25 protein-coding genes are annotated in these 26,596 nt (G+C 33.8%); 13 read left to right on the top strand and 12 right to left on the bottom strand.

Going from position 1 to position 26,596, the window contains the following annotated elements:
• Positions 1 to 135: 135 nt before the first annotated feature.
• The gene (locus BTJ66_RS06390) at positions 136 to 1,200 is read right to left on the bottom strand and encodes an NAD(P)/FAD-dependent oxidoreductase (protein ID WP_099090137.1); all 1,065 of its coding nucleotides are present in this window, start codon (positions 1,198 to 1,200) and stop codon (positions 136 to 138) included.
• Positions 1,201 to 1,599: 399 nt separating this feature from the next.
• On the opposite strand from BTJ66_RS06390, the gene BTJ66_RS06385 reads away from it, so the two are divergent.
• The 6 genes from BTJ66_RS06385 to BTJ66_RS06360 all read left to right on the top strand — a co-directional run bounded on the left by BTJ66_RS06385 (position 1,600) and on the right by BTJ66_RS06360 (position 7,437).
• Positions 1,600 to 1,836 carry a YuzB family protein gene (locus BTJ66_RS06385; protein ID WP_099090136.1) on the top strand — a complete coding sequence of 79 codons (237 nt, stop codon included), beginning with the start codon at positions 1,600 to 1,602 and terminating at the stop codon, positions 1,834 to 1,836.
• A gap of 12 nt (positions 1,837 to 1,848) precedes the next feature.
• Positions 1,849 to 2,208: a HesB/IscA family protein gene (locus BTJ66_RS06380; protein ID WP_099090135.1), complete on the top strand. Its 360-nt coding sequence runs from the start codon at positions 1,849 to 1,851 to the stop codon at positions 2,206 to 2,208.
• Between the two features lie 237 nt (positions 2,209 to 2,445).
• Positions 2,446 to 3,654 carry an NAD(P)/FAD-dependent oxidoreductase gene (locus tag BTJ66_RS06375; RefSeq protein ID WP_099090134.1) on the top strand — a complete coding sequence of 403 codons (1,209 nt, stop codon included), beginning with the start codon at positions 2,446 to 2,448 and terminating at the stop codon, positions 3,652 to 3,654.
• A 325-nt stretch (positions 3,655 to 3,979) separates the two neighbouring features.
• Positions 3,980 to 5,461, top strand: coding sequence for a M17 family metallopeptidase (locus BTJ66_RS06370; RefSeq protein ID WP_099090133.1), 1,482 nt, complete (start codon positions 3,980 to 3,982; stop codon positions 5,459 to 5,461).
• Between the two features lie 251 nt (positions 5,462 to 5,712).
• Positions 5,713 to 7,029 (top strand): Na+/H+ antiporter family protein, encoded by a 1,317-nt coding sequence (locus BTJ66_RS06365; RefSeq protein WP_099090132.1) that lies wholly within the window; start codon positions 5,713 to 5,715, stop codon positions 7,027 to 7,029.
• 39 nt (positions 7,030 to 7,068) lie between these two features.
• Entirely contained in the window at positions 7,069 to 7,437 is a 369-nt protein-coding gene (locus BTJ66_RS06360; RefSeq protein ID WP_420801876.1) for a PaaI family thioesterase, read from the top strand.
• 587 nt (positions 7,438 to 8,024) lie between these two features.
• On the opposite strand, the gene BTJ66_RS06355 is transcribed toward BTJ66_RS06360, so the two are convergent.
• From BTJ66_RS06355 to kapB, 8 genes are all read right to left on the bottom strand, one after another.
• Positions 8,025 to 8,381: a Na+/H+ antiporter subunit G1 gene (locus BTJ66_RS06355; protein ID WP_099090130.1), complete on the bottom strand. Its 357-nt coding sequence runs from the start codon at positions 8,379 to 8,381 to the stop codon at positions 8,025 to 8,027.
• On the bottom strand, positions 8,359 to 8,652 hold the full coding sequence (locus BTJ66_RS06350; protein ID WP_002483805.1) for a Na(+)/H(+) antiporter subunit F1: 294 nt from the start codon (positions 8,650 to 8,652) through the stop codon (positions 8,359 to 8,361). The genes BTJ66_RS06355 and BTJ66_RS06350 overlap by 23 nt, the downstream gene beginning before the upstream one ends.
• The gene (locus tag BTJ66_RS06345) at positions 8,649 to 9,131 is read right to left on the bottom strand and encodes a Na+/H+ antiporter subunit E (protein ID WP_099090129.1); all 483 of its coding nucleotides are present in this window, start codon (positions 9,129 to 9,131) and stop codon (positions 8,649 to 8,651) included. The genes BTJ66_RS06350 and BTJ66_RS06345 overlap by 4 nt, the downstream gene beginning before the upstream one ends.
• Position 9,132: 1 nt before the next feature.
• Entirely contained in the window at positions 9,133 to 10,629 is a 1,497-nt protein-coding gene (mnhD1, locus tag BTJ66_RS06340) for a Na+/H+ antiporter Mnh1 subunit D (protein ID WP_099090128.1), read from the bottom strand.
• On the bottom strand, positions 10,616 to 10,963 hold the full coding sequence (gene mnhC1 / locus BTJ66_RS06335) for a Na+/H+ antiporter Mnh1 subunit C (RefSeq protein ID WP_002483802.1): 348 nt from the start codon (positions 10,961 to 10,963) through the stop codon (positions 10,616 to 10,618). The genes mnhD1 and mnhC1 overlap by 14 nt, the downstream gene beginning before the upstream one ends.
• The gene (mnhB1, locus tag BTJ66_RS06330) at positions 10,963 to 11,391 is read right to left on the bottom strand and encodes a Na+/H+ antiporter Mnh1 subunit B (RefSeq protein ID WP_099090127.1); all 429 of its coding nucleotides are present in this window, start codon (positions 11,389 to 11,391) and stop codon (positions 10,963 to 10,965) included. The genes mnhC1 and mnhB1 overlap by 1 nt, the downstream gene beginning before the upstream one ends.
• Positions 11,372 to 13,789, bottom strand: a complete 2,418-nt coding sequence (locus BTJ66_RS06325) for a Na+/H+ antiporter subunit A (protein WP_099090126.1) — start codon at positions 13,787 to 13,789, stop codon at positions 11,372 to 11,374. Before BTJ66_RS06325 ends, mnhB1 begins: the two co-directional genes overlap by 20 nt.
• A 127-nt stretch (positions 13,790 to 13,916) precedes the next feature.
• Positions 13,917 to 14,297 carry a sporulation phosphorelay system protein KapB gene (gene kapB / locus BTJ66_RS06320; RefSeq protein WP_099090140.1) on the bottom strand — a complete coding sequence of 127 codons (381 nt, stop codon included), beginning with the start codon at positions 14,295 to 14,297 and terminating at the stop codon, positions 13,917 to 13,919.
• Positions 14,298 to 14,364: 67 nt separating this feature from the next.
• On the opposite strand from kapB, the gene BTJ66_RS06315 reads away from it, so the two are divergent.
• The 5 genes from BTJ66_RS06315 to BTJ66_RS06295 all read left to right on the top strand — a co-directional run bounded on the left by BTJ66_RS06315 (position 14,365) and on the right by BTJ66_RS06295 (position 19,924).
• Complete coding sequence (locus BTJ66_RS06315; protein ID WP_099090125.1) at positions 14,365 to 14,958, top strand: peptidylprolyl isomerase; 594 nt, start codon at positions 14,365 to 14,367, stop codon at positions 14,956 to 14,958.
• Between the two features lie 242 nt (positions 14,959 to 15,200).
• A complete protein-coding gene (gene ygs / locus BTJ66_RS06310) occupies positions 15,201 to 15,581 on the top strand; it encodes a S1 domain-containing post-transcriptional regulator Ygs (protein ID WP_099090124.1) in 381 nt (126 codons plus the stop codon).
• Positions 15,582 to 15,871: 290 nt separating this feature from the next.
• The gene (locus BTJ66_RS06305; RefSeq protein ID WP_099090123.1) at positions 15,872 to 17,005 is read left to right on the top strand and encodes an NADH-dependent flavin oxidoreductase; all 1,134 of its coding nucleotides are present in this window, start codon (positions 15,872 to 15,874) and stop codon (positions 17,003 to 17,005) included.
• 373 nt (positions 17,006 to 17,378) lie between these two features.
• Entirely contained in the window at positions 17,379 to 18,569 is a 1,191-nt protein-coding gene (locus BTJ66_RS06300) for an ornithine--oxo-acid transaminase (protein WP_099090122.1), read from the top strand.
• A gap of 110 nt (positions 18,570 to 18,679) precedes the next feature.
• Positions 18,680 to 19,924, top strand: coding sequence for a Glu/Leu/Phe/Val family dehydrogenase (locus tag BTJ66_RS06295; protein WP_099090121.1), 1,245 nt, complete (start codon positions 18,680 to 18,682; stop codon positions 19,922 to 19,924).
• A 97-nt stretch (positions 19,925 to 20,021) separates the two neighbouring features.
• Here the strand turns inward: BTJ66_RS06295 and BTJ66_RS06290 are convergent, their stop codons facing one another.
• The 3 genes from BTJ66_RS06290 to BTJ66_RS06280 all read right to left on the bottom strand — a co-directional run bounded on the left by BTJ66_RS06290 (position 20,022) and on the right by BTJ66_RS06280 (position 24,023).
• Positions 20,022 to 21,014 (bottom strand): glycerophosphodiester phosphodiesterase, encoded by a 993-nt coding sequence (locus BTJ66_RS06290; protein ID WP_099090120.1) that lies wholly within the window; start codon positions 21,012 to 21,014, stop codon positions 20,022 to 20,024.
• Positions 21,015 to 21,448: 434 nt separating this feature from the next.
• On the bottom strand, positions 21,449 to 22,828 hold the full coding sequence (gene argH, locus BTJ66_RS06285; RefSeq protein WP_099090119.1) for an argininosuccinate lyase: 1,380 nt from the start codon (positions 22,826 to 22,828) through the stop codon (positions 21,449 to 21,451).
• Entirely contained in the window at positions 22,818 to 24,023 is a 1,206-nt protein-coding gene (locus BTJ66_RS06280) for an argininosuccinate synthase (RefSeq protein ID WP_099090118.1), read from the bottom strand. The genes argH and BTJ66_RS06280 overlap by 11 nt, the downstream gene beginning before the upstream one ends.
• A gap of 341 nt (positions 24,024 to 24,364) precedes the next feature.
• On the opposite strand from BTJ66_RS06280, the gene BTJ66_RS06275 reads away from it, so the two are divergent.
• Both BTJ66_RS06275 and BTJ66_RS06270 read left to right on the top strand, forming a co-directional pair.
• A complete protein-coding gene (locus BTJ66_RS06275; protein WP_099090117.1) occupies positions 24,365 to 25,696 on the top strand; it encodes a glucose-6-phosphate isomerase in 1,332 nt (443 codons plus the stop codon).
• Positions 25,697 to 26,016: 320 nt separating this feature from the next.
• Positions 26,017 to 26,592 carry a TVP38/TMEM64 family protein gene (locus BTJ66_RS06270; RefSeq protein ID WP_099090116.1) on the top strand — a complete coding sequence of 192 codons (576 nt, stop codon included), beginning with the start codon at positions 26,017 to 26,019 and terminating at the stop codon, positions 26,590 to 26,592.
• Positions 26,593 to 26,596 lie beyond the last annotated feature (4 nt).

The raw sequence follows: 26,596 nt of genomic DNA, 5'->3' as shown, positions 1-26,596 counted from the left end.
ATAAGAAAAATAGTAGCTCAACGAGCTACAAAATTATATAAAAATAAAGAAAACGTCAATTTCTATATAATTTCAATAGAAATTGACGTTTATTCTTTAATCAGAAATGTTTATGTCCCGGACTCTTAATAATATTTAACCATTATGATATTTATACATCCAAAGCACACCTGATTTTAATATAGAGGCTAGGCGGCCAGTAACGGTACGATCCATAATGTACGCGAAACCTTTCTTATCACCAAGAGATCCAAGAAAGCCTTGAATTTTAATTTCTGACATTTTTTCAGGAAGTGGCTTACCTTGCCACTGCAATTTCATGACATCAGCAATTTGATCACCTTGTGCTTCAGCAAGTTGAGCACTTGGTGCGTGTGGTAATTCAGCACAATCACCTACGACATAAACATTTTTGTATGTAGGTACTTGGTGATATTGATTTAAAATGACACGCCCACCTTTACTGATATCTATAGGTAAGTTTCTTACTAATTCAACCGGCTGAATACCAGCCGTCCACACAATTAAGTCTAGTTCTTCTGGCACATCGTTATTATAAATGCAACCCGGTTCAACACGATTGATATCAGAATTTGGGACTACTGTAACATCATGTTTCTTAAACCATTTCTCTATATACTTGCTTAATTTTTCAGGGAAACGACTTAAGATACGCTCGCCTCTATCATATAAGAAGATTTTCAAATCACTACGGCTTTCTCGTAATTCACTAGCTAATTCGATACCGCTTAAACCTGCACCTACAATGCCGACTTTGGCTCCATTCGGAAGCTCACTAATATGATGGAATGTTTCCCGAGATTTAGATAGCGTTTGAATACTATGTGTATATTCTTCTGCACCTGGTACGTTATGATATTTATCTTCACAGCCTAGTCCGATAACGAGTTCATCATAGTCAACTTTCGTATGTCCTACAGATACGATTTGATCATCCAAATTAATATCAGTGATTTCACCATAAACATTGTTGATTCTATCTGAATCAGGGAAACTCATACGAATATCTTTATCTGATTTTGTTCCCGCAGCTAATTCATAAAATTCTGGTTTCAAGCCGTGATAAGGCATGCGATCAATTAGTGTGATTGAATAGTTTTCTGGAAGTGCTGAAGGTAAAATATGTGACATGATGCGCATATTACCATAGCCGCCACCTAATAATACTAAATTTTTCATTTGTGATACCCCTCTAGTAAAAATTGTTTGAGCAAGAATAAAAACTACAATATTTTAAATTATGTAGCATTATTCAGTGCAATTCAATGTAAGTTATTAAATATAATGTGGTTAAATCATATTTCGTCCTGCATCGATATACCAATTTTCTATAATCAGCTTACTTATACATATTATATGCTTTTTTGTTTACTACTACAAATAAAGTAGACACAGTATAAATTGCAATTACAAAAGATGAATAAGTAAATTTGATTGGTAAAAATAAAAATATCAAATTCAATTTATGATTATTATTGTAACTTAACAAAAAGCAAAAATTCTATAAGCTAGGATGTAGATATAAGCTTATGGTTTTTGTTATAATTGTTTAACTGATAATTTATGAGAGGGTGTAATATGAATCCAATAGTTGAGTTCTGCATTTCGAATTTAGCGAAGGGCGGAGATTATGTATATAATCAACTTGAAAATGATCCAGGCGTAGACGTGTTAGAATATGGATGTTTACAAAATTGTGGTATGTGTTCTAGTGGCTTGTATGCATTAGTGAATGGTGATACCGTTGAAGGTGAATCTCCAGATGATTTATTACAAAATATATATGCACATATAGAAGAAACATGGATTTTTTAAGGAGGTAAAATAATGGCTATAATTAATATGACAGAAGCTGCAGCATATGAAGTAAAAGATATGTTACAACAAAATGATATGCCAGATGGCTATCTTAAAGTTAAGGTGAATGGTGGAGGCTGTACAGGATTGACGTATGGTATGTCAGCAGAAGAAACACCTAGCGATAATGATGAAGTTTTCGAGTTTTATGGGTTAAAAGTTTTAGTAGATAAGTATGATAAGCCAGTGCTAGAAGGCACAACGATAGATTTCAAACAATCTTTAATGGGTGGCGGCTTCCAAATCGATAATCCAAATGCTATTGCAGCCTGTGGTTGTGGTAGTTCATTTAGAACAGCTAAAGTTGCTGGTTCACCAGAAGATTGTTAGAAAAAATATATTAAAATAAAAGACTATAGTGCACTCAAATATAAGTGTAAACTATAGTCTTTTAATTGTTTATGTGAAATAATAAACAATATGGTCGTTAGCGCTTGAAAATCAACCATAAAAACTTTAAAATTAGTATTGGATGAAAAATGTCTTTTTTGTGAATTACAATTTTGAATATTGGGTAACGCAAAAGACTATCGCAACAAAAAAATTATGAAAGCTTAGGTGAATGAAATGGCTCAAGATCGTAAAAAAGTATTAGTTCTAGGCGCTGGTTACGCTGGTTTACAAACTATTACAAAATTACAAAAGCAAATTTCAGCAGATGAGGCTGAGATTACATTAATTAATAAAAATGATTATCACTATGAAGCAACTTGGTTACATGAAGCTTCTGCAGGTACTATCAGCTATGAAGATTTATTATATCCAGTACAAAGTGTTGTTGACAAAGATAAAGTTAACTTTGTTAAAGCAGAAGTGACTAAAATCGATCGCAATGCTAAAAAAGTAGAAACTGATGCTGGTATTTTTGATTTTGATATATTAGTAGTTTCATTAGGCTTTGAAAGTGAAACATTCGGTATCAAAGGTATGAAAGACCATGCTTTCCAAATTGAAAACGTATTAACTGCTCGTAGATTATCTCGTCATATCGAAGATAAATTTGCTAATTATGCGTCTTCAAAACAAAAAGATGATAAAGACTTAGCGATTCTTGTTGGTGGCGCAGGGTTCACTGGTGTTGAATTCTTAGGTGAATTAACAGACCGTATCCCAGAGTTATGTAATAAATATGGCGTCGAACAAAGCAAAGTGAAAATCACTTGCGTTGAAGCTGCTCCAAAAATGTTACCAATGTTCTCTGATGAATTAGTTAACCATGCAGTAAGTTATTTAGAAGACAAAGGCGTAGAATTCAAAATTGGTACACCAATCGTTGCTGCTAATGAAAAAGGTTTCGTCGTGAAAGTAAATGATGAAGAACAACAATTAGAAGCTAATACATCTGTTTGGGCTGCGGGTGTTCGTGGTAGCAAACTAATGGAAGAATCATTTGAAGGCGTTAAACGTGGTCGTATTGTCACTAAACAAGATTTAACTATCGAAGGATATGATGATATCTTTGTTATTGGTGACTGTTCTGCGTTTATCCCAGCTGGCGAAGAGCGTCCATTACCAACTACAGCACAAATTGCTATGCAACAAGGTGAACACACTGCTAAAAATGTTAAAAATATTTTAGAAGGTCAACCAACAAGTGAGTTTGAATATGTTGATCGTGGTACCGTATGTTCATTAGGCGCTAACGACGGTGTTGGTGTTGTTTATGGTAGAGATATTCAAGGCAAAAAAGCTGCCTTTATGAAAAAAGTTATCGATACACGTGCGGTATTTAAACTTGGCGGAATCGGTTTAGCATTCAAAAAAGGTAAGTTTTAATAGATGAATCAATGACACATGGTTTATGGATGTGTTGTTAGAAACAAGGAGGCTGAGACAATTCATTTGTCCCAGCCTCCTTGTCACTTTATTAGACAGTAGTTTAACGGATTGAAAGTTAATACATCGCTTTTAATTATATTGAGTTAGTCATACTTATGCATGTGCTACGGCTCAGGTAAACCTTTATCCAAGGTGAAGACCGCGAAATTTTTTAAATAGGTTAAATTTCTGTTGCACAACCTATTTAATAACCTATAAATGCCAGAAAATTTTAAAAGTTATTAAGCATTTTAAGAAATTAGTAGAAAAGAGGAGAGATTGTATGAAAGTTCATATTCATGATAATAAAAAAATAGAAAATGATACGTTGATCATAGGTGTACCAGAGCATTTAAATCAACTTGAAACAATTGAGGTTGTAAATGAGAACATTAACGAAAAACTTAAAACGTTAAAACAAAATCACATTATTAGTACGAATATTGGCACAGTTTCTACTACCTTGTTCAGTCTGAAGGAAAAATATGTAAAATTAGTTACTGTAGGGTTAGGTAACGTGAAATTAACAAATCATAGTGATTATTTAAAAGTATTTGGCAATTTATTCCAATATTTAAAGCAGGAACGTATTACAAAAGCCTCATTATTATTTGATACTTTTCAAGCACATGAATTAACAAGAGAAGCCATTGCTGAAATATTAGGACAACAGAGCATACAATCCATTTATCAATTTGATAACTATAAAACGAACAAATCGGCGCCCTATCACATTGATTTAGATTTAAGTACTGAAAAGACAGATGATATTTTACGTTCTGTTGAACAAGGACAATCCATAGCATCGGCAATTAATTTAGCTAGAGATTTTAGTCAAATGCCACCTAATATACTGACACCAAGTTATTATGGCGAAATGGTACAAAAACATTTCGAAGGAACACAAGTAAGTGTAGATATCAAAGATAGTGAAACACTTCAGTCAGAGGGCTTTGGGTTAATACATGCAGTAGGGAAAGGTTCTCATAATGGCCCTAGTGTGATTACAATTACATATAATGGAGGAAAAGCAGAAGACGCGCCTATTGCATTAGTAGGTAAAGGTATAACTTACGATTCTGGTGGCTATTCTATTAAATCAAAAACGGGTATGCAAACGATGAAATATGATATGTGCGGTTCTGCCAATGTTATAGCTATGATAGAGGCAGCACGTAAACTTGAATTGAAAATTAATATAGTTGGTGTCATAGCTGCCGCAGAGAATATGGTTAACGAAGCAGCGATGAAACCTGATGATGTATTCACTGCACTAAGTGGAGAGTCAGTTGAAGTATTAAATACAGATGCTGAAGGACGCTTAGTTTTAGGTGATGCTGTATTTTATGCGAATCAATTTCAACCGAAGCTGATTCTTGACTTTGCTACTTTGACTGGTGCTGCAGTTGCTGCATTGGGAGATGATAAAGCGGCAGTATTTAACCATAATGCAGATACAACATTGCAACATATACTGGAATACGCACGTCAAATGGATGAATTTGTCTTTGAATTACCAATGACATCCACTGAACAAAGCTTGATTAGAAACAGTGATGTTGCGGATCTTGTTAACCATACAAATGGTCAAGGTAAAGCCTTGTTTGCTGCAACGTTTATCAATCATTTTGCAGGTGAAACACCACATATGCACTTTGATATAGCTGGTCCAGCAACGACGAACAAAGCATCACATAAAGGTCCTAAAGGGCCCACAGGTTATCTCATACCTACAATTGTGTCATGGATGCGCCATTTGAAATAGTAAGGGTCAATGACAAATAAATAGCGAAAAAAGGATAACATTCAATGTTATCCTTTTTTTGTTTTGAAGGAAGCTCAGGCAAGAAATAAAAAATTTGCTAGATGATTGGTTGTTGAAATATATAGTAAAGACGTCATGCTTTATTTTATATTTTTAAAATATAACAAATGTATTTGACAAGTGGTATAGTTATTGATATTATAATTCTCATGATGCTTTAGTTCGATAACGTGATAAAGGAGTTATGCTTTGTGATAAATGCAGTAGTTATAGCAGTTGTACTGATGATTATATTATGTTTATGTAGGTTAAACGTGGTAATCAGTTTATTTATCAGTGCGCTTGTTGGAGGGTTAATAGCGGGTATGAGTGTTTCTGAAATTGTATCCGTATTTGGTAAAAATATTGTAGATGGTGCGGAGGTTGCACTTAGCTATGCATTACTGGGTGGATTCGCAGCGCTTATTTCTTATAGTGGTATTACAGATTATTTAGTAAATAAAATTATAAACGGTATTCATGCAGAAAACAGTAAAATGTCACGAATTAAAGTGAAAGTAATTATAATTATTGCCTTACTTGTCATGAGTATCATGAGTCAGAATTTAATTCCAGTTCATATTGCATTTATTCCAATCGTCATACCGCCATTAATTAGTTTATTTAATGAACTTAATGTGGACAGAAGGCAAATTGCAATCATTATTGGATTTGGGTTATGTTGGCCATATGTTTTATTACCATTTGGTTTTGGACAAATTTTCCACCAAATCATTCAGAATGGTTTTACCAAGGCACATCATCCTATTGAGATGGGCATGATTTGGAAAGCGATGCTAATCCCATCTTTAGGCTATATTGTCGGATTAATATTAGGTATTTATTATTATAGAAAGCCTAGAAAATATATCCAACATGAAGAAATTGATAATAATACTCAAATTGTTATTAAGCCTTATGTCCTTATTGTCACTATAATTTCAATACTAGCTACATTTTTTGTGCAACTCGGCACAGATTCAATGATATTTGGCGCACTTGCAGGTGTACTTGTATTCTTTGTTTCAAGAGCTTACAAATGGACAGAATTAGATAAACAATTTGTTGATGGCATCAAGATTATGTCATTCATAGGTGTTGTGATTTTATCTGCGAATGGCTTTGCAGGTGTAATGAATGAAACTGGGGACATTGGTAATTTAGTGAATAGTTTAAGTGGTGTCGTAGGGGAAAATAAATTATTAAGTATTATTGTTATGTATATCATTGGATTAATTGTCACATTAGGTATAGGTTCGTCATTTGCAACAATTCCTATTATTGCGACGCTATTTGTACCATTAGGCGAGTCATTAGGGTTAAGTACGATGGCACTCATTGCTTTAATTGGTACTGCAAGTGCATTAGGTGATTCAGGGTCACCAGCTAGTGACTCAACGCTTGGACCAACAGCGGGATTAGATATTGATGGTCAACATGATCATATTAGAGATACATGTATACCGAACTTTGTATTCTATAATATACCATTAATCATTTTTGGAACAATTGCTGCTATGATACTATAGAAACAAATTGATGTAAGAGGGGTGTCCGTATTGGTTAATATGTTAGATGCATTAGATATTAAAGTGGAAAAGCAAGAACCTGGGTTGATGATAATGTCCATGCCAGTTACAGATAAAGTGAAACAGCCATTTGGCTATTTGCACGGTGGTGCGAGTCTTGCACTTGGAGAGTCTGCTTGTTCAATGGGAGCGGCAGATTTAATTGATACTGAAAACTTTGTCCCACTTGGTTTAGAAATGAATGGAAATCATATCGGTTCAACTACCAAGGGTACAATTTATGCAACTGCAACCATTATTCATGAAGGTAAAACGACACAAGTATGGAACATTGATATAAAAGATGATACAGATAGATTGATTTGTGTCATGCGTGGCACAATCGCCATTAAGCCGCGTAAACGTTAAGTGATATAAAGTAAAGACAGTCGAACATGGATATACGCTGTTAAAGTTTTCATTTTTAAATGTTTATTTTTAGGGTTATCGCGTCCTGTTCGACTGTCTTTTTATATGTAGTCATTTTTATGAATTATTATAGGGTCAGTTATATAAGCTTAAGTAGCTATGTCTGTATGTGTTAACACAGTGTTATATGCCACTGATATTCTTAATGCTGCTTCTCTTCCTCACGTAATATTTCTGGCAAAAGGGCTTAATTCTAAAGCAGATAGGCCGTCGCTCTTTTTAAAACATAATTAATGTAATTAAATACATCGTGAAATTGACATCATGACAGCAGCGCTGTAAAACTTTGGATAGCATGATTTAAAAGTAGCATAAAATACATAGGTATATATAAAGAAGCTGAGACAACCCATTTGTCTCAGCTTCTTAACATGTTATTGATAGTTCATGTAAACCTGTAGAACCACTTTTCAATTTATTGAGTTAGTGGGTCTTATGCGTGAACGTGAACCTATTTATAATAGACGGAACGGGGCGAGAAATTTTTTTACATAAGTTTCTCGCCCCAAAATTCTATATTCTAAATTTTATAATTTTGTATCTTTTAAATCTTTTTTGATTTCATCATGTTTTGTTCTTTTTGAAGCGGGTGTATTCAAATTATATGCAGATTTAATGATAAGGTGACTGGCTAACGGACCAGTGATTAATATGAATAAGATACCAATGATTAACTGCATATTGACGTAACCTTCACGCCCGATAAAGAATAAGAATACGCCGCTGATAAGTAACATTGCACCTAATGTTGCAGCTTTACCAGCTGCATGCGCTCTTGCATAGACATCATCCAGTCGTAAAATACCAATTGCTGCTAAGGCACTGATGAGTGAGCCTAATATAACTAAGATAAGCGCTAAACTAATGACGATCGTTGTTATCATGTTCAATCACCTTACCTTTATCCATGTATTTGGCAAATACAGCGGTACCAAGAAATGCAAGTATACCTATTAATAAAATAGCAACCATCATATATTTAGTGCCCAAGAAGATACTAAATAATGCCACAATAGCCATTAATTGAATTCCCATAGCATCAAGTGCAACAACTCTGTCAGCTAAAGAAGGGCCAATAATGACACGAACTAACATGCCTAGCATTGATAGCGCAACGATTACTAAAGCAATTACTAATATAATATTATAGTTCATTCATTTTCTCCTACCTCTCTGACTACTTTTTCAAGGGAAGACTTGATGCTTTCGACTTCTTCTTCTTTACTACTAAAATCGATACTATGAATATAAATTTTTGATCGATCATCACTAATACCTAAGACGATTGTGCCTGGTGTTAAGGTGATTAAATTTGAGAGTAATACGATTTGCCAATCTTTTTTCAAATCTGTGTTGTAGGTAAAGAATGCTGGTTCATTATCAATGTTAGGCTTTATCACAATACGAATAACATCGATATTCGCTTTTACTAGTTCTATTATAAATACGAGGAAAAGTTTAATGATTTTATATACTGTGATGATATAAAAACGGCCTGGCAATATCCCTCGCATTACATACACTAAAAGTAATGCGAACAGATAGCCTAAAATGAAGTTATTAAAATTATAACTCCCTGTGACGAATAGCCAAAACACGGATAAAATCAAATTCACTAATATTTGTATAGCCATATTATTTTCCCCCCAATACACTGTCAGTATATACACTTGGATTGTAAAATGTTTCTGCTGCATCTTTAATAATTGGTTGTAACCAATCTGCAGAAAGTCCAAATATTACAGAAATAACGACAGCAATAATGGATACTGTTAGGATCCCTTTATATTGCAACTTAGCATTTACTTGATAACCTTCTGACTTACCGAAAAATCCTTGTAAAAAGATTCTAATGACAGAATATAGTACAACAAGGCTTGATAGTAAAACAACGATACCGCTTAAATAAAATCCCTTTTCAAAAGTAGCTTGGACAATATAGTACTTACCATAAAATCCGCTAAGTGGGGGAATACCAGCTAGACTAAGTGCTGCAATAAAGAAAGTCCAACCTAATACGGGATAGTCTTTAATAAGACCGCCATATTTCCGTAAATCATGTGTTTTCGTAATTTTATACATGACACCGATAAGGAAGAATAGAGCTGCTTTGATTAACATATCATGTAGTGTGTAGTAAATAGCACCCATCATACCAGCTTGATTCATCATCGCAACACCAACTAGTATGACGCCTACTGCAATCATGATATTATATAGAATAATTTTCTTAGTATCAAAGTAACTTACAGCACCAACACAACCGAAGATAATTGTGAGTAGGGCAAGAAACAATATTGTATAGAATGAAAAGTTTGATGTATCCCTAAAGAATAGGCTAGCTGTTCTAGCTATTGCATAAATACCTACCTTTGTTAACAAGGCACCGAAAAATGCAATAATTGCAATTGGTGGCGCATAATAAGCACCAGGTAACCAAATATACATTGGAAATGCCCCAGCTTTTGTAGCAAATACAAAGATAAATAGTATGAATATAATCGTTACAATACCGCTATCTTGATGAGATAACTGACTTAGTTTCTCACTGATATCAGCAAGGTTTAAAGTCCCTACAACGGAATAGAGCATAGCTACGGCAATAACGAAGAATGCAGATGAAGTCACATTGACTAGTACGTATTTAATTGTTTCGCTCAACTGTATTTTTGTGCCGCCAATAACTAGTAAAATATAAGATGCCATCAAGAACACTTCAAAGAATACAAATAAATTAAATATATCGCCTGTAATAAATGATCCAATGACACCCGTAAGCATAAACATTACGGCGAAATAATAATAATATGTCTCACGCTCAATACCTACAGATTGATAGGAATATAAGATAATAAGCATTGTGACGATTAAACTTGTGATGACAAGTAATGCACTAAATATATCAAGTACAAAGACAATACTATATGGCGCGTCCCATGAACCAAGTTCTAAAGTTATAGGACCATCTTTTAAGACATTTTTTAAATTAATAAAAGCAAAAATCAATGTTAGTGCAGTACCTGATAAGGCAACATAGCGTTTAATCTTTGGACGCTTACCAATGAAAATGAGTGCGATAATAGTAATCATTGGTATGACGAGTAATGATATGATTAGGTTACTCTCTATCATCTTCTAGCACTCCTTTCATACTTTCTACGTTGTCTGTACCTAATTCTTTATAGCTTCTAAAAGCAAGTACTAAGAAAAAAGCTGTGACTGAAAATGAAATAACAATAGCAGTTAAAATTAAAGCCTGTGGTATAGGATCAACGTATGAAGTGATACCTTTTTCATAAATAGGTACTTCTCCTTTTTTTAATCCACCCATAGTAATTAAAAACAAGTTGGCAGTATGTGTTTGTAATGTAGTACCAATAATGATGCGTATCAAACTCTTAGAAAGAATGAGATAGACGCTCATTGCAGTGAGAATACCACATACGAAAATCATTAATATTTCCATTACTCATTCTCCCCAATCGATAAGATTATAGTCATTACAGTCCCTACAACAGCACACATAACGCCTAAATCAAAGAAAGTAGCTGTGTGCATCTCCATAGGTGATAAGATACCTAACGGGATTTCAAATGGTGTATGCGTAAAGAAGTTCTTATGATAAAACCAGCTTGCCATTGGTGTCGCTAAACAAAATAGTAAGCCAATACCAATTAATATTTTAAAGTCCCACGGGAAAATCTTTCGCATTGTTTTAATATCAAAAGCCACTGTAATAATGACTAAAGCACTTGATAATAATAGGCCACCAACGAAACCGCCACCTGGTGTATAATGTCCCGCTAAGAATAACGATAAACCAAACATGACGATAAGGAAGAAGATAACAACTGCTGAATATTGAAAAATTAAATTATTCTTCTGTCTGTTCAACGTTTTTACCTCCTTCATCATGTTTACTATTTTTTGTACGTAATTTAATCATTGTATATACACCTAAGCCAGCAATACCTAATACAGATGATTCGAATAAAGTATCGGTACCACGAAAGTCAACAAGTATGACGTTGACCATATTTGTACCATGTGCTAAATCATAAACATTTTCTTTATAAAAGGCTGCGATAGAACCGAAGTGCCTATTACCATAAGCAATTAACCCAAGCACAGTAACGACAATACCAGCACCTACAGCAATAACAACATTAACTAATTTAAATGATCGTGTTTCTTTATGTCTATTCAAATTAGGTAAATGATAGAAACATAATAAGAACAAGGCAGTAGAAATAGATTCAACTACAAATTGTGTGAGTGCTAAATCTGGTGCGCCAAAGAATATGAAGAATATAGCAACAGCATAGCCTACTGCACTAGCCATAATAATACTGAACAGTCTCGATTTAGCGAAGATAATCATTGATGCAGCTGTAATGATTAGCACCACAATAATTAATTCGAAAGGTCGAATAGCACTGACATCTTTGAAATCAATGTTAAAAGGTGTCACTAAAAGAGTGACTAACGCAATTACAATTAATGATGCAAAGATAATGACTAAATTATTACGTGTGAAGCCTGTTACATATGCATTTGTAAATTTACTTGCATAATCAGGTGAGACAGCGCCCAATTTGTTGTACCAGTAATTAATCGTCAATTTAGTCGGTTGTTTGCGTAATAAATGAATCCAATAACTAAATGTAATGATTAGTATAAGACCGACAATATAAATACCCAGTGTAGAGAAAAATGCTGGCGTAAAGCCATGGAACATGTGAAACTCTGCGGTTACATTTGTCGTTTGACTAATCGCATTGACTGCTGGTTCAATCACTGTTCCTGTTAGTATGGAAGGAAAGAACCCAAATACAATTACAAGAATGGCTAAAATGGCTGGAGATACGAGCATTAATGCTGAAACCTCATGTGCTTTCTTAGGCAATTTGTCTGATTTATGACTACCCAAGAAAATTTGTCCAATAAATCTTACAGAATAAACGAATGTAAAAATACTACCAATAATCGCAATTACAGGTATGAAAATACCTAATGTATTTAAGCTAAATAAATTTGCATTCGTAATATCAATCATGCTCTCTAAAAATTTCTCCTTAGATAAAAAACCATTAAATGGTGGTATACCTGCCATACTTAATGAAGTAATGATAGTGATGGTAAAAGAGATAGGCATGATTGTTAATAATCCACCAAGTTTATTGACGTCACGTGTGCCTGTTGAATGGTCAATAGCACCAGTAATCATAAACAATGCGCCTTTAAAGGTAGCATGGTTAATCAAATGGAAGATTGCTGCAGTAAATGCGGCGATATAAATTTGACTTTCGGAACCTTCAAAGTGATAGCTTACTGCTCCGATACCAAGCATTGACATAATCATACCTAATTGAGACACGGTAGAAAATGCTAGGATACCTTTTAAATCCTGTTGTTTTGTCGCATTGAGTGATGCCCAAAATAGTGTAATGAGACCAACAGCAGTAACTGTCCAAATCCATCCTTGAGACACCGCAAATATCGGTGTCATACGCGCTACGAGATAAAGTCCTGCTTTAACCATAGTAGCAGAATGCAAATAGGCACTGACAGGTGTTGGTGCTTCCATTGCATCAGGTAGCCAAACATAGAATGGAAACTGTGCAGATTTGGTCATTGCACCAATTAAAACAAGAATCATAGACAAAACAAAAAATGGACTTGTTTGAATCTCAGAGACATTTCTAATTAATTCTTGAATACTTGTTGATCCACCGGCGATAGAAAGTAAGATAATACCGCCTAACAATGATAGACCACCAAATACGGTAACAAGCATTGATTTTTGTGCACCGTAGATTGAGGCTTGTTTATCACGCCAAAATGAAATAAGTAGGAAACTAGAAAATGATGTTAATTCCCAGAATAAATATAAGATAATTAAATTATCTGATAATACAACACCTAACATGGCTCCCATAAATAGCAATAGGTAACAATAAAAGTTGCCTAATTGCTCTTGTCGACTTAAATAACTTATAGAATACAGTACAATTAAACTTCCAATGCCAGTGATAAGTAAACTGAATAATAAGCCTAGGCCATCCACATATAAATTGAAATTCATTCCAAAATGTGGCATCCAGTTTGCTTTTTCCATAAGGGTATTTCCTGACATGGTAGTCGAAATATATGATAGGAAATATATAAATAAGACGACGGGGATAGGTAACACAAACCATCCTAAATGTACTCGTTTAGAAAACCGATATACAAATGGAATAATGAGTGCAAATATTAACGGTAGTAAAACCGCTATATGTAACAAACTCATTATTTATCCTCCTTTTAAAATTTAGTATAAAGTCATTATACATGAATTGAGGGGTTCTGAAAAACGTGTTTAACCCTTGATTTACTTGTGATTCATGTTTTGTTAAATAAGAAGAAACACGGTATTTTTATTCAAAATTTTGTTTATATTGCCGTGAATAATCTGTTTTAAGACGCTGTAAATTATCGAGTGACAAGGTTGCGTGCAATGAATCTTGTGATTTTAATTTTTCCTCTAAATTTGTGATGGCTAGTTGTAGAGAATCAATATAAGGTAATGGTTCAACATTGAATGCTCTTAAGTGTGATTTTGTAGTGTAACGTTTTTCATATTGACTCAATGCTTTTCTTTCATGGAAAAAAACATTTTCAGTTTCTGTTGGATTATGTAAATCTCCTTGTTTAGGGTGTTTAATGACTTGCTCAACTTGAACAAGCACTTGATTTTCATCTTCTTCCTTAATCGTTACGCCATAACTGCCAGTTTTATGTGAAAAACGGTATAACATCATTCATTCCATCCCTTCTTTTATGTTAGAATACATATATCATCTTAACATGAAATGGAGAATAAAAATGACGAACTATCCTCAATTAAATACGGAAATTAACGGTAATGAAATTAAATTAGTAATGCATACGAATAAAGGCGATATGACTTTCAAACTATTTCCTGACGTAGCACCAAAAACAGTGGAGAATTTTGTAACACATGCGAGAAATGGTTATTATAATGGTGTTACATTCCATCGTGTCATCAATGACTTTATGGTACAAGGTGGCGATCCAACAGCTACAGGAATGGGTGGAGAAAGTATTTATGGTGAACCATTTGAAGATGAATTTTCAAAAGAAGCCTTTAATATTTATGGTGCATTATCAATGGCGAATTCTGGCCCACATACTAATGGTTCGCAATTCTTTATTGTGCAAATGAATGAAGTGCCTGAATCAATGCTTAGTCAATTAGCAGATGGTGGTTGGCCTGAACCGATTGTTAAAGCTTATGCTGAAACAGGTGGTACACCTTGGTTAGATCAAAAACATACAGTGTTTGGTCAATTAATAGAAGGTAAGACGACATTAGAAGATATTGCCAATACGAAAGTAGGACCGCAAGACAAACCATTACATGATGTAACAATTGATTCAATTGATATAGTTGAATAAATAATATAAAAGCTCAAGCACGCTCTATGTTGTAGAGGATGCTTGAGCTTTTCTTTTTATGTTATAAATATAACGCATATTTAGAGGGTGAATGTGTAGTTTCATATTTATAAACGAATAATCACTTGAATTATTGCTACATTTAAATAAATAGTAGAATTTTTCTACTATAATATTAGTGCCATTCTGTAATGTATGCTATTATAATATTGTTAAGTAAAACGAAATAAGGGGTTATCACGTTGAATAATCACTATAAAGTAGGTCAACATATCAAAGTTCGTGTGACTGGTATTCAACCGTATGGCGCTTTTGTAGAAACCCCTGACAATGCTGAAGGTTTAATTCATATTTCTGAAATTATGGATGATTACGTCCATAATTTGAAAAAGTTTTTATCGGAAGGGCAAATTGTAAGAGCGAAAGTGATTTCAATTGATGATGAAGGTAAACTGAATCTTTCTTTAAAAGATAATGACTATTTTAAAAATTATGAACGTAAGAAGGAAAAACAGTCAGTATTAGATGAAATTAAAGAAACCGAAAGATATGGGTTTCAAACAATTAAAGAACGCTTACCGGTTTGGATAAAGCAGTCCAAAAACGCGATTAAAGATGATTAATTTATCTTTGTGATAAAACTGACATTTCATTATTGAAATGTCAGTTTTTGTATACACATATATTTAGATGGTATTTTTATCTAATCCGATAAATTTTGTGAAAAGCCCCAACCGTATTTATTGTAAAATGTGATGTTTGGAAGTGCTTTTGTTTTAATGACATAAAAGAAGGATACACTAAAATATATGCGTGAGCATATTTATTTTAATTTGATTCTAAGATAGCTAAAATGAAAAAGTATTATAATTATTAAAACTTTTAAAAGATGTATTTAGGAGGAACAGTAAACATGAATAAGAAATTTCAGCCACTATTTGAAAAATTGAAGTTACCGAATAAAGTTGAATTAGATAATCGATTTGTATTAGCACCATTGACGCACATTTCTTCTAATGACGACGGATCTATTTCAAATGAAGAAATCGTATATATGGAACAACGTTCTAAGGACGTGGGCTTAGCTATTTCTGCAGCAAGTAATGTAACAGACTTAGGAAAAGCATTCCCTGGACAACCATCAGTCGCTCATGATTCAAATTTGGAAGGGTTAAAACGTTTAGCACAAGCAATGAAGAAAAATGGTGCTAAAGCAATTGTTCAAATTCATCATGGTGGTGCTCAAGCATTGCCTAATTTAACACCAGATGGTGATGTAGCTGGACCTAGTCCTATTTCATTGAAAAGTTTTGGTGAGCAAGAAGAACATCATGCTCGCGAAATCACAGTAGAAGAAATTGAAGAAACAATTAAAGCTTTTGGAGAGGCAACGAAAAGAGTCATTGAAGCTGGATTCGATGGTGTTGAAATTCATGGTGCCAATCACTATTTAATCCATCAATTTGTGTCGCCTTATTATAATCGTCGTGATGATGAATGGGGAGAGGACCGTTTGAAATTCGCTTTAGCGGTTGTTGATGAAGTTACTAAAACAGTGAAAAAATATGGAGACAAAGATTTTATTATTGGCTATAGATTTTCACCAGAAGAAGCAGAATCCCCTGGTATCAGCATGGAAATTACTGAAACATTAGTTAAACAATTAATTGAGAAACCGTTAGATTACCTCCATGTCTCATTAATGGATATACATTCTAAAACACGTGATGGCAAATATAAAGATCAAGAACGTGTTCAATTACTGTTAGAATGGATAGATGGACGCATGCCTTTAATCGGAATCGGTTCAATATTTACAGCCGATCAAGCCATTGAAGCGATTGAATCTACACAAGTTGAGCTTATTGCTTTAGGTAGAGAAATTCTATTGGATCATAATTTTATTAGTAAAATTAAAGATGGTAAAGAAGATGAAATCATTTCGTACTTTGATCCTGAACGAAAAGATAGACATCATTTACCACCGAAACTATGGGAACAATTTAATAGAGGCTTTTATCCATTACCAAGAACGGATAACCAATAACTCATACGTATTGGCGTGTAAATTTTCTGATGAATAAAATCAGTAGATTTATACGCCTTTTTAGTTAATTTATGCTTGAATATGCAATTATATGTAAAAATAATACTAGTCAATTTAATTTTTAATTTTAAGGAAATTTTCTTGTAATAATTACTAGAGTTATGTCATTATATATGTAAGGGCTTACATTTATTTTAGCCGCATTATTTTTGAAATAAGTGATGCAAAAATAATGCGTTATAAAGGCGTTTACAAGTTATCACTCAAGCTGTTTTAGAAAATAGTTTCAGTTAACGAGCAAATGCGTTATGCTATGGATAAGTATTGCTTAGGAGTCATTTTTACTCTTAAATAATTACAAAGGGGAGATATCATGTCAAGATCAGAAGAAATCATTGAAGTAACAAACCACTATGGAGCTCATAACTATGTACCACTGCCAATCGTTATTTCAGAAGCAGAGGGTGTATGGGTAAAAGACCCTGAAGGTAATAAATATATGGATATGTTGTCTGCATATTCAGCTGTAAATCAAGGTCACAGACACCCTAAAATTATTCAAGCTTTGAAAGAACAAGCCGATAAGGTTACATTAGTTTCACGTGCTTTCCATAGTGAAAATTTAGGTGAATGGTATGAAAAAATTTGTAAGCTCTCTGGCAAAGCGAAAGCTTTACCAATGAACACGGGTGCTGAAGCAGTTGAAACTGCTTTGAAAGCAGCACGTCGTTGGGCTTATGATGTTAAAAATATAGAGCCAGATAAAGCAGAAATTATTGCGTTCAATGGTAACTTCCACGGTCGAACAATGGCACCTGTATCCTTATCATCTGAACCTGAATATCAACGCGGATATGGTCCGTTATTAGATGGTTTTCGTAAAGTTGATTTTGGAGATATTAATGCTGTTAAAGCGGCTATTAATGAAAATACTGCAGCTATTCTAATTGAACCTATTCAAGGTGAAGCGGGTATTAACGTTCCTCCAGAAGGTTATTTAAAAGAAATTAGAGAACTATGTGATGAACATAATGTATTATTTATTGCTGATGAAATTCAAGCTGGTTTAGGCCGCTCAGGTAAATTATTCGCGACTGACTGGGATGATGTTAAACCTGATGTATATATTTTAGGCAAAGCTTTAGGTGGCGGTGTATTGCCAATTTCAGTAGTATTAGCTGATGAGGAAGTACTTGATGTATTTACACCTGGGTCTCATGGTTCAACATTTGGTGGTAACCCACTAGCTTGTGCAGTTTCAAATGCTGCTTTAGATGTAATTATCGATGAGGACTTACCAGGACGTTCTTTAGAACTAGGAAACTATTTTAAATCAGAATTAGAAAAAATTGACCATCCAGCAATTAAAGAAGTACGTGGACGTGGATTATTTATTGGTATTGAGTTGAATGAAAATGCTAGACCATACTGTGAAGCGTTAAAAGAGCAAGGATTATTATGTAAAGAAACGCATGATACTGTAATTAGATTTGCTCCGCCACTTATTATTTCAAAAGAAGAATTAGACTTTGCGTTAGACAAAGTTAGAAGCGTTTTTGAATAAATTCACAATTCTGTAACATATGTTTTGAAAACCCTTTAAAAAGGTAAATCTTATGTTACAATTATCATGAAAGCGAAATCATTAGTAACGAAAAAGAGGCGAAATGAATCATGACTGAGAATAATAATTTAGTTACTTCTACGCAACAAATTATTAAGGAAGCATTGCACAAATTGGGATTTGACGACGGGATGTATGATTTGGTAAAGGAACCTTTACGTTTTCTACAAGTTAGGATTCCTGTCCGTATGGATGATGGTACTGTACAAACATTTACTGGTTATCGTGCACAGCATAATGATGCTGTTGGACCAACAAAAGGTGGGGTGCGTTTCCATCCAGATGTAGATGAAGAGGAAGTAAAAGCGTTGTCAATGTGGATGACATTAAAATGCGGCATTGTGGATTTACCATACGGTGGTGGTAAAGGCGGTATCGTTTGTGATCCACGTCAAATGAGTATACATGAAGTAGAACGTTTATCTCGTGGATATGTTCGTTCAATTTCTCAATTCGTTGGACCAACCAAAGATATTCCAGCGCCTGACGTGTTTACAAACTCTCAAATTATGGCATGGATGATGGACGAATATAGTTCATTAGATAAATTCAATTCTCCAGGTTTTATCACTGGTAAACCGATTGTATTAGGTGGTTCACAAGGTCGTGATCGCGCTACAGCATTAGGTGTTGTTATTGCAATCGAACAAGCTGCACAAAGAAGAGGCTTAAATCTTAAAGGTTCTCGTATCGTAATCCAAGGGTTTGGTAATGCTGGGAGTTTCTTAGCTAAATTCTTGTATGATATGGGGGCAACAATTGTTGGTATCTCAGATGCTTATGGTGCATTACATGACCCAGAAGGTTTAGATATTGATTATTTATTAGATAGAAGAGACAGTTTTGGTACTGTAACAAATTTATTTGATGAAACAATCTCAAATAAAGAATTGTTCGAAATCGACTGTGATATTCTTGTTCCTGCAGCTATCGCAAATCAAATCACGGAAGAGAATGCACACGATATTAAAGCAGGTATCGTAGTCGAAGCTGCAAATGGACCAACTACACCAGCTGCGACACGTATTTTAACTGAACGTGATATTCTATTAGTACCGGATGTATTAGCTAGTGCTGGTGGCGTAACAGTTTCATATTTCGAATGGGTACAAAATAACCAAGGTTATTATTGGACGGAAGAAGAAGTTAATACAAAAATGCGTGAAAAGCTTACAACTGCATTTGATACAATTTATGAATTGTCACAAAACAGAAAAATTGATATGCGTTTAGCAGCATATATTGTAGGTATTAAACGTACTGCTGAAGCAGCACGTTACCGTGGTTGGGCATAAGTTAATATAGAAAGAAGTAAAAAGAAGTTGAGACACGTCGTCTCAACTTCTTTTTTTATTAATATTTGGTTTACATTTTGAAGAAAATGAATAAGAATTAAATTTTATTTTTTTCACCATCACTAATTACTTGTTTATATACATCAGGATAATTCGTAAATACGCCGTCGACACCGTAGTTATTTAAACGTTTCATATCTACTGAATTATTGACAGTAAATGGATGAACAAGTAAGCCTGCGTTTTTAAGATTTTTTACATTTTGTTTTGTTAAATCCGTAGCTTCAGGACCCACACCAATGGCATACTTACGAATATCATTAAAATCTTGTTGAGATAAATTCAATAGTTCACCTTTATCAAGTAAACGTATTAGTGGGACGTTTGTGTTTAAGTTTTGCATTTTAAGTAAACTCTCTTTTGAAAAAGATTGGACCAAAACGTGCCCATTTTGTAACGATTGATTAGTTAGCATATGATGCTTATTAAGTGTAGCTAGTAATTTTTCTTCCATACCTGGATACACGTCTGGAGATTTTGTTTCAATGTAATAATTGGCATCTGTGCCATAGCGTTCTAGAATCTCATCTAGCGTTGGGATTTTAGCACCTTCGTAACTTGAATTCGCATACTGTGGATTTTGGCTATTAAATTTACTACCAGCATCTAATTGTTTTAATTCCTTTAATGAGTATTGATCAACTCTGCCTGTTCCGTTTGTAGTTCGATCTACAGTTTCATCATGCATGGCAACTAAATGTCCATCCTTTGTCATTTGTAAATCAATTTCTATGTATGATGCACCAATGACATTATGACTTTTATCATATGAAAAAAAGGTGTGTTCTGGCGCATATCCGCTTGCACCTCTGTGGGCAATTGTCGTGAATTTTTCGCCTGTCAAATTATGTATTTCATTTTGATTATCAGATTGAGTACTTGTGTTAGTATTTTGTTGTTTAAGTGTAGTGTCATGATGTTCAGCATTGCTATTTCCTAATCCCGCAGCTTCAGTAAATGAAGTAGTACTTAAACTGGATAATGTTAAAGCGGCAATACTGGAAATAATTATTTTATTAGCTTGTTTCATAATGTTGTCACTCCTTAATAGGTACTATAATTTCACAGTACAGAAAAAAGGAGGGGATGAGAATATAATTTACAGTTTTATAATTCAAATTAAATAAAATTAATTTGAACCTTACAATTTTAAAAGTAATATTAAAGTCCCACTTCTCAATTTATTGAGTTAGTGGGACTTATACATGAGCAACAGCTCAGGTAAACCGCTAAAGCCACTTCTCAATTTATTGAGTTAGTGGGACTTATACATGAGCAACAGCTCAGGTAAACCGCTAAAGCCACTTCTCAATTTATTGAGTTAGTGGGACTTATACATGAGCAACAGCTCAGGTAAACCTTTATACATTTTACAATTATAGTCATTCTTGGTGGAGTAGGTAGTCGAAAGCTTTTAAATAAAATAAGGTTTCGTCATTCTAATCTCACTATATTGATTTATGTTCAGTTGTTCAGTTGTTTATGAATTACCGACAGTTGTTGTTCAACAGAAGTTTGACCTGTAGAACCATAACTAATTCTTCTGCTTACGCAATTTTCTGGTTTCAAATAATCATAGATGTCAGATTCAATAAGTTCATGTGCACTTTGATATTGTGATAAGGGTACATCTAATAAATATACGTTATGTTGAATAGACCAAAGTACCAATTTACCTACGATTTCGTGTGCGTTTCTGAAAGGCACGCCTTTATTTACTAGGTAGTCTGCTAATTCAGTAGCATTTGAGAAATCATTATATACAGTTTGTTGTAAATGCTCGACATTAATAGTCATTGAAGCAACCATGCCCTCAAATATACGTAGAGAACCTTTTAAAGTGTGAACGGCATCAAATAGTCCTTCTTTATCTTCTTGCATATCTTTATTGTATGCTAAAGGTAGGCCTTTGAGCGTCATTAACATGCTCATTAAATTGCCTGTCGTACGTCCAACCTTACCTCTTATGAGTTCTGCCATATCTGGATTCTTTTTTTGTGGCATAATCGATGAGCCAGTTGAAAATGCATCAGATAAGGTAATAAAATTTGCCTCAGCAGAAGACCAGAAAATCATTTCTTCTGCAAAACGAGATAAATGAACCATGGTTAAAGAAATATTATGCAACGTTTCTACTATATAATCTCTGTCACTAACAGCATCCATACTATTTTCATAGATTGCATTGAAACCTAATAATGATTGCGTTTCATGACGATCAATTGGATAAGTTGTACCACTTAATGCAGCTGCACCTAAAGGTGAAACGTCAATACGTTTTAAACTATCTTTAAAACGTGATTTATCTCTATCTAACATCCAATAATATGTCAAAATATGATGTGCGAATGAAATAGGTTGAGCTCTTTGCAAATGCGTGTAGCCAGGCATAATCGTGTTGACATGTGCTTCGGCCGTTTCTACAATCGTATGTTGAAAATGCGTGATTAAATCAATTAAAGCGTTAACTTCTGCTTTTGTATAGAGATGCATATCTGTAGCTACCTGATCATTTCTACTACGTCCGGTGTGTAATCTACCACCAGCATCACCAATTCGCTTAATTAATTCATGTTCTATATTTAAGTGAATATCTTCTAAAGAAGTATCTAAGTTTAAGTTGTCTTGTTCATAATCAGTTAAGATGTCTTTTAAACCTTTGATAATTTGCTCACAGTCAGAATCTGAAATGCAACCTTGTTTAGCTAACATGGTTGCATGTGCAATGCTACCTTGTATATCGTACTGAATTAATGTTTTATCAAAATGTATTGAGGCGTTGAATTCATCAACCCAATCTTCGGGTTGTTCGCTAAATCTTCCACCCCATGCTTTATTGCTCATCTATATAGCCTCCATGAAGCATGGAATTTACTTTTGTAGGTAAACCAAAGATATCAATGAAACCGACTGCTGAATCTTGATTAAATGCATCTTCTTTAGTATAAGTTGCTAATTGTTCATTATATAACGTGTAAGGTGATTTTCTACCATTAACAATAGCGTTACCTTTGTATAATTTAAGACGAACATCGCCTGTGACATGTGATTGCGTACTATCAACAAATACTTTCAAACTATCTGTAAGTGGCGAGAACCACAGTCCATTATATATTTGCTCTGAAAATTGTTTTTCAATTATAGGTTTAAAATGTGCAACATCTTTGGTCAGTGTAATTGTTTCTAGTGCTTTATGTGCGTTAACGATAACTTCAGCTGCTGGTGTTTCATATACTTCTCTTGATTTAATACCAACTAATCTATTTTCTACATGATCTATTCTACCAATACCATGCTTACCAGCGATTTTGTTTAATTCAAGAATGAGTTCATTTAATTTTAAAGGTGTGCCATTTAATGCCACTGGTATCCCTTTTTCAAAAGAAAGTAAAATTTCTTCAGCTTCATCCGGAGCATCTTCTAATTCGTTAGTTAAATCAAATGCGTCTTTTGGAGGTGCGGCATATGGATCTTCAAGAATACCACACTCATTACTTCTGCCCCATAGATTTTGATCAATTGAATAAGGAGAATCATGTTGGATAGGGACTGGAATATTATGTTTGAGTGCATAATCGATTTCTTCTTCACGACTCCATGCCCATTCTCTTACTGGTGCAAAAACCTTCAATTCAGGATCTAATGCTTTAATAGCTACTTCGAAACGAACTTGGTCATTTCCTTTACCAGTACAGCCGTGAGCAATACCAACTGAATTTGTTTTGCTAGCGATTTCAACTAATTTTTTTGAAATTAATGGTCTGGACAAGGCTGAAACTAATGGATATGTGCCTTCATACATTAAATTGCCTTTGATTGCATAAGATACATAATCTTGGCTGAATTCTTCTGTAGCATCTATAATATGGTATTCTATTGCGCCCATGTCCAATGCCTTTTGATGTACTAATTCTAAATCTTTGCCTTCACCAACGTCTAAGCAACAGGCTACAACATCATAGCCTTTATCTAATAACCATTTAACTGCAACACTTGTGTCTAAACCGCCTGAATATGCTAATACTATTTTCTCTTTCATAATGCCACCTCATTTAAGTTGATTGAATTTGTATTTTTTATGAATTTGTTATTGATAGTATAGCAGATTATAAATGAAAATAAAACCACTTTTTTACATAATTATACATAAATAATTTTGTCTCTTTATTGCTGATTCTTTTTAATGGGCTTTTAATTAGTGCTGTTAGTAATATACAAATTTAAAATTTGCATATTAAAATGAATATAAAAATTATTTTGAATCTATTAATCATAAGTAGGTTTGATTATTTTTTGATAAACTATAGGCTAGTTGTTTGAATACTCAAAATAAACTTAGTAAAATAATAATTAAATTAAAAACACTGGAGGCAATTCAATATGACTCATATTCAATTAGATTATGGTAAAACTTTAGAATTTTTTGGCGAGCATGAATTACAACAACAAAAAGATATAGTTAAATCAATTCATAATACTATCCATAAAGGTACAGGCGCTGGCAGCGACTTTCTTGGTTGGATTGATCTTCCTGTTGATTATGATAAAGAAGAATTCTCGCGCATTCTAGAAGCTTCAAAACGTGTCAAAGATAATTCAGAAGTATTTGTAGTTATTGGCATCGGTGGTTCATACCTAGGTGCTCGTGCTGCAATTGAAATGCTAACTTCTTCTTTTAGAAATAGCGATGAATTTCCAGAAATCGTGTTTGTAGGTAATCATTTATCTTCTACTTATACACAAGAATTAATTGATTATTTAGATGGTAAAGATTTCTCAGTGAATGTCATTTCTAAATCTGGTACGACTACTGAACCAGCAGTCGCATTTAGATTATTTAAACAGCTGTTAGAAAATAAATATGGTAAAGAAGAAGCGAAAAAACGTATCTTTGCAACAACAGATAAAGAAAAAGGGGCCTTGAAACAATTAGCTACGAATGAAGGTTATGAAACATTTGTTGTTCCAGATGATATTGGCGGTCGTTATTCCGTATTAACGGCAGTAGGCTTACTACCAATCGCTGTTGCAGGTATTGATGTGAAAGCGATGATGGCAGGCGCTGCAAAAGCACGTGAAGAATTGTCTTCAGAAGAACTAGAAGAAAATATTGCATATCAATATGCAACAATTCGTAACGTATTATATGCAAAAGGTTATGACACTGAAATGTTAATTAACTATGAACCGTCTATGCAATATTTCAATGAATGGTGGAAACAATTATTTGGCGAATCTGAAGGTAAAGATTACAAAGGTATTTACCCTTCAAGTGCAAACTATACAACTGATTTACATTCACTTGGTCAATATGTACAAGAAGGCCGTCGTTTCTTATTCGAAACAGTCGTTAAAGTTAATAATCCAAAACATAATATTACTATTGAAGAGGATAGTGATAATTTAGATGGCTTAAATTATTTAGCTGGAAAAACAATCGACGAAGTAAACACAAAAGCATTTGAAGGAACGTTATTAGCACATACGGATGGTGGTGTACCTAACATAGTTTTAAATATACCTCGTCTTGATGAAGAAACATTTGGCTATGTTGTTTATTTCTTTGAATTAGCTTGTTCGATGAGTGGATATCAACTAGGTGTGAATCCATTTAACCAACCTGGTGTAGAAGCCTATAAACAAAATATGTTCGCGCTATTAGGCAAACCAGGATTTGAAGATAAAAAAGAAGAATTAGAGAAACGTTTATAATTCATGAATTGATTATATAAAGTAAAAGCATTGTAGTATTTTTAAAACATATGGTTATGATTCAGACTACCAACAAAAGTTACTTTTGTTGGTAGTCTTTTTCTAGTGTATTGGCTTCAAAACTTTATACGACAGTCATATGTTATAGCATGATCGCGATAAGAAATACTAGTCTAAATAGTAGTATTTGTAGTGAAATTTACACGAAGAAAGCATATCGTTCCTAAGACTGATTTATAGTAAGTTGAACGCATTATAGTTTTAAAAAGACGCGTTTAGACTTATAATTATGTATAATAGCAATGATAAGGATGGATATGATGACGGAGGAACAAGTGCAGCATTGGTTTGATATGTTTGGTAGTTTAGGTTATATCGCAGGTTTTTTATTACCTTTTATTGAAGCATTTATTCCAATATTACCAATCATTGTATTTGTGATTGTTAATGTGAATGCATTTGGATGGTTTAACGGAACGTTATTAGCGTGGTCAGGTACTGTTGCCGGCAGTTATATAGTGTTTTTGTTTTTCAGAAGGTTAACACACACGAAATATATGAAAAAGATCCAAGAACGTAGATCTGTACAGCGCTTGATACACTATATTGATAGGAGAGGCGTTATACCAATCTTTATTTTGATGTGTTTTCCCTTTACGCCGAGTGCGCTTGTTAATATTGTAGCAAGTTTATCTCATATAAAGGCTCATGCTTATTTAATCGTACTCATTGCATCTAAATTCATCATGATTGGTCTAGTAGGATGGTTAGGTAACGATATTACAACGTTATTCACAAGCCCAACCCGACTTATTATGATAATAGCTATAATTGCGATTGTATGGTTTGCCGGTAGAACATTAGAGAAACATTTTATGCATTCGTCAGAGGAGTGACAAC

It is taken from the genome of Staphylococcus edaphicus (genome assembly GCF_002614725.1).
Lineage (GTDB): Bacteria > Bacillota > Bacilli > Staphylococcales > Staphylococcaceae > Staphylococcus > Staphylococcus edaphicus.
The sequence above is the reverse complement of the archived record's forward strand: the minus strand, read 5'-3'. Positions and strand labels throughout refer to the sequence as shown.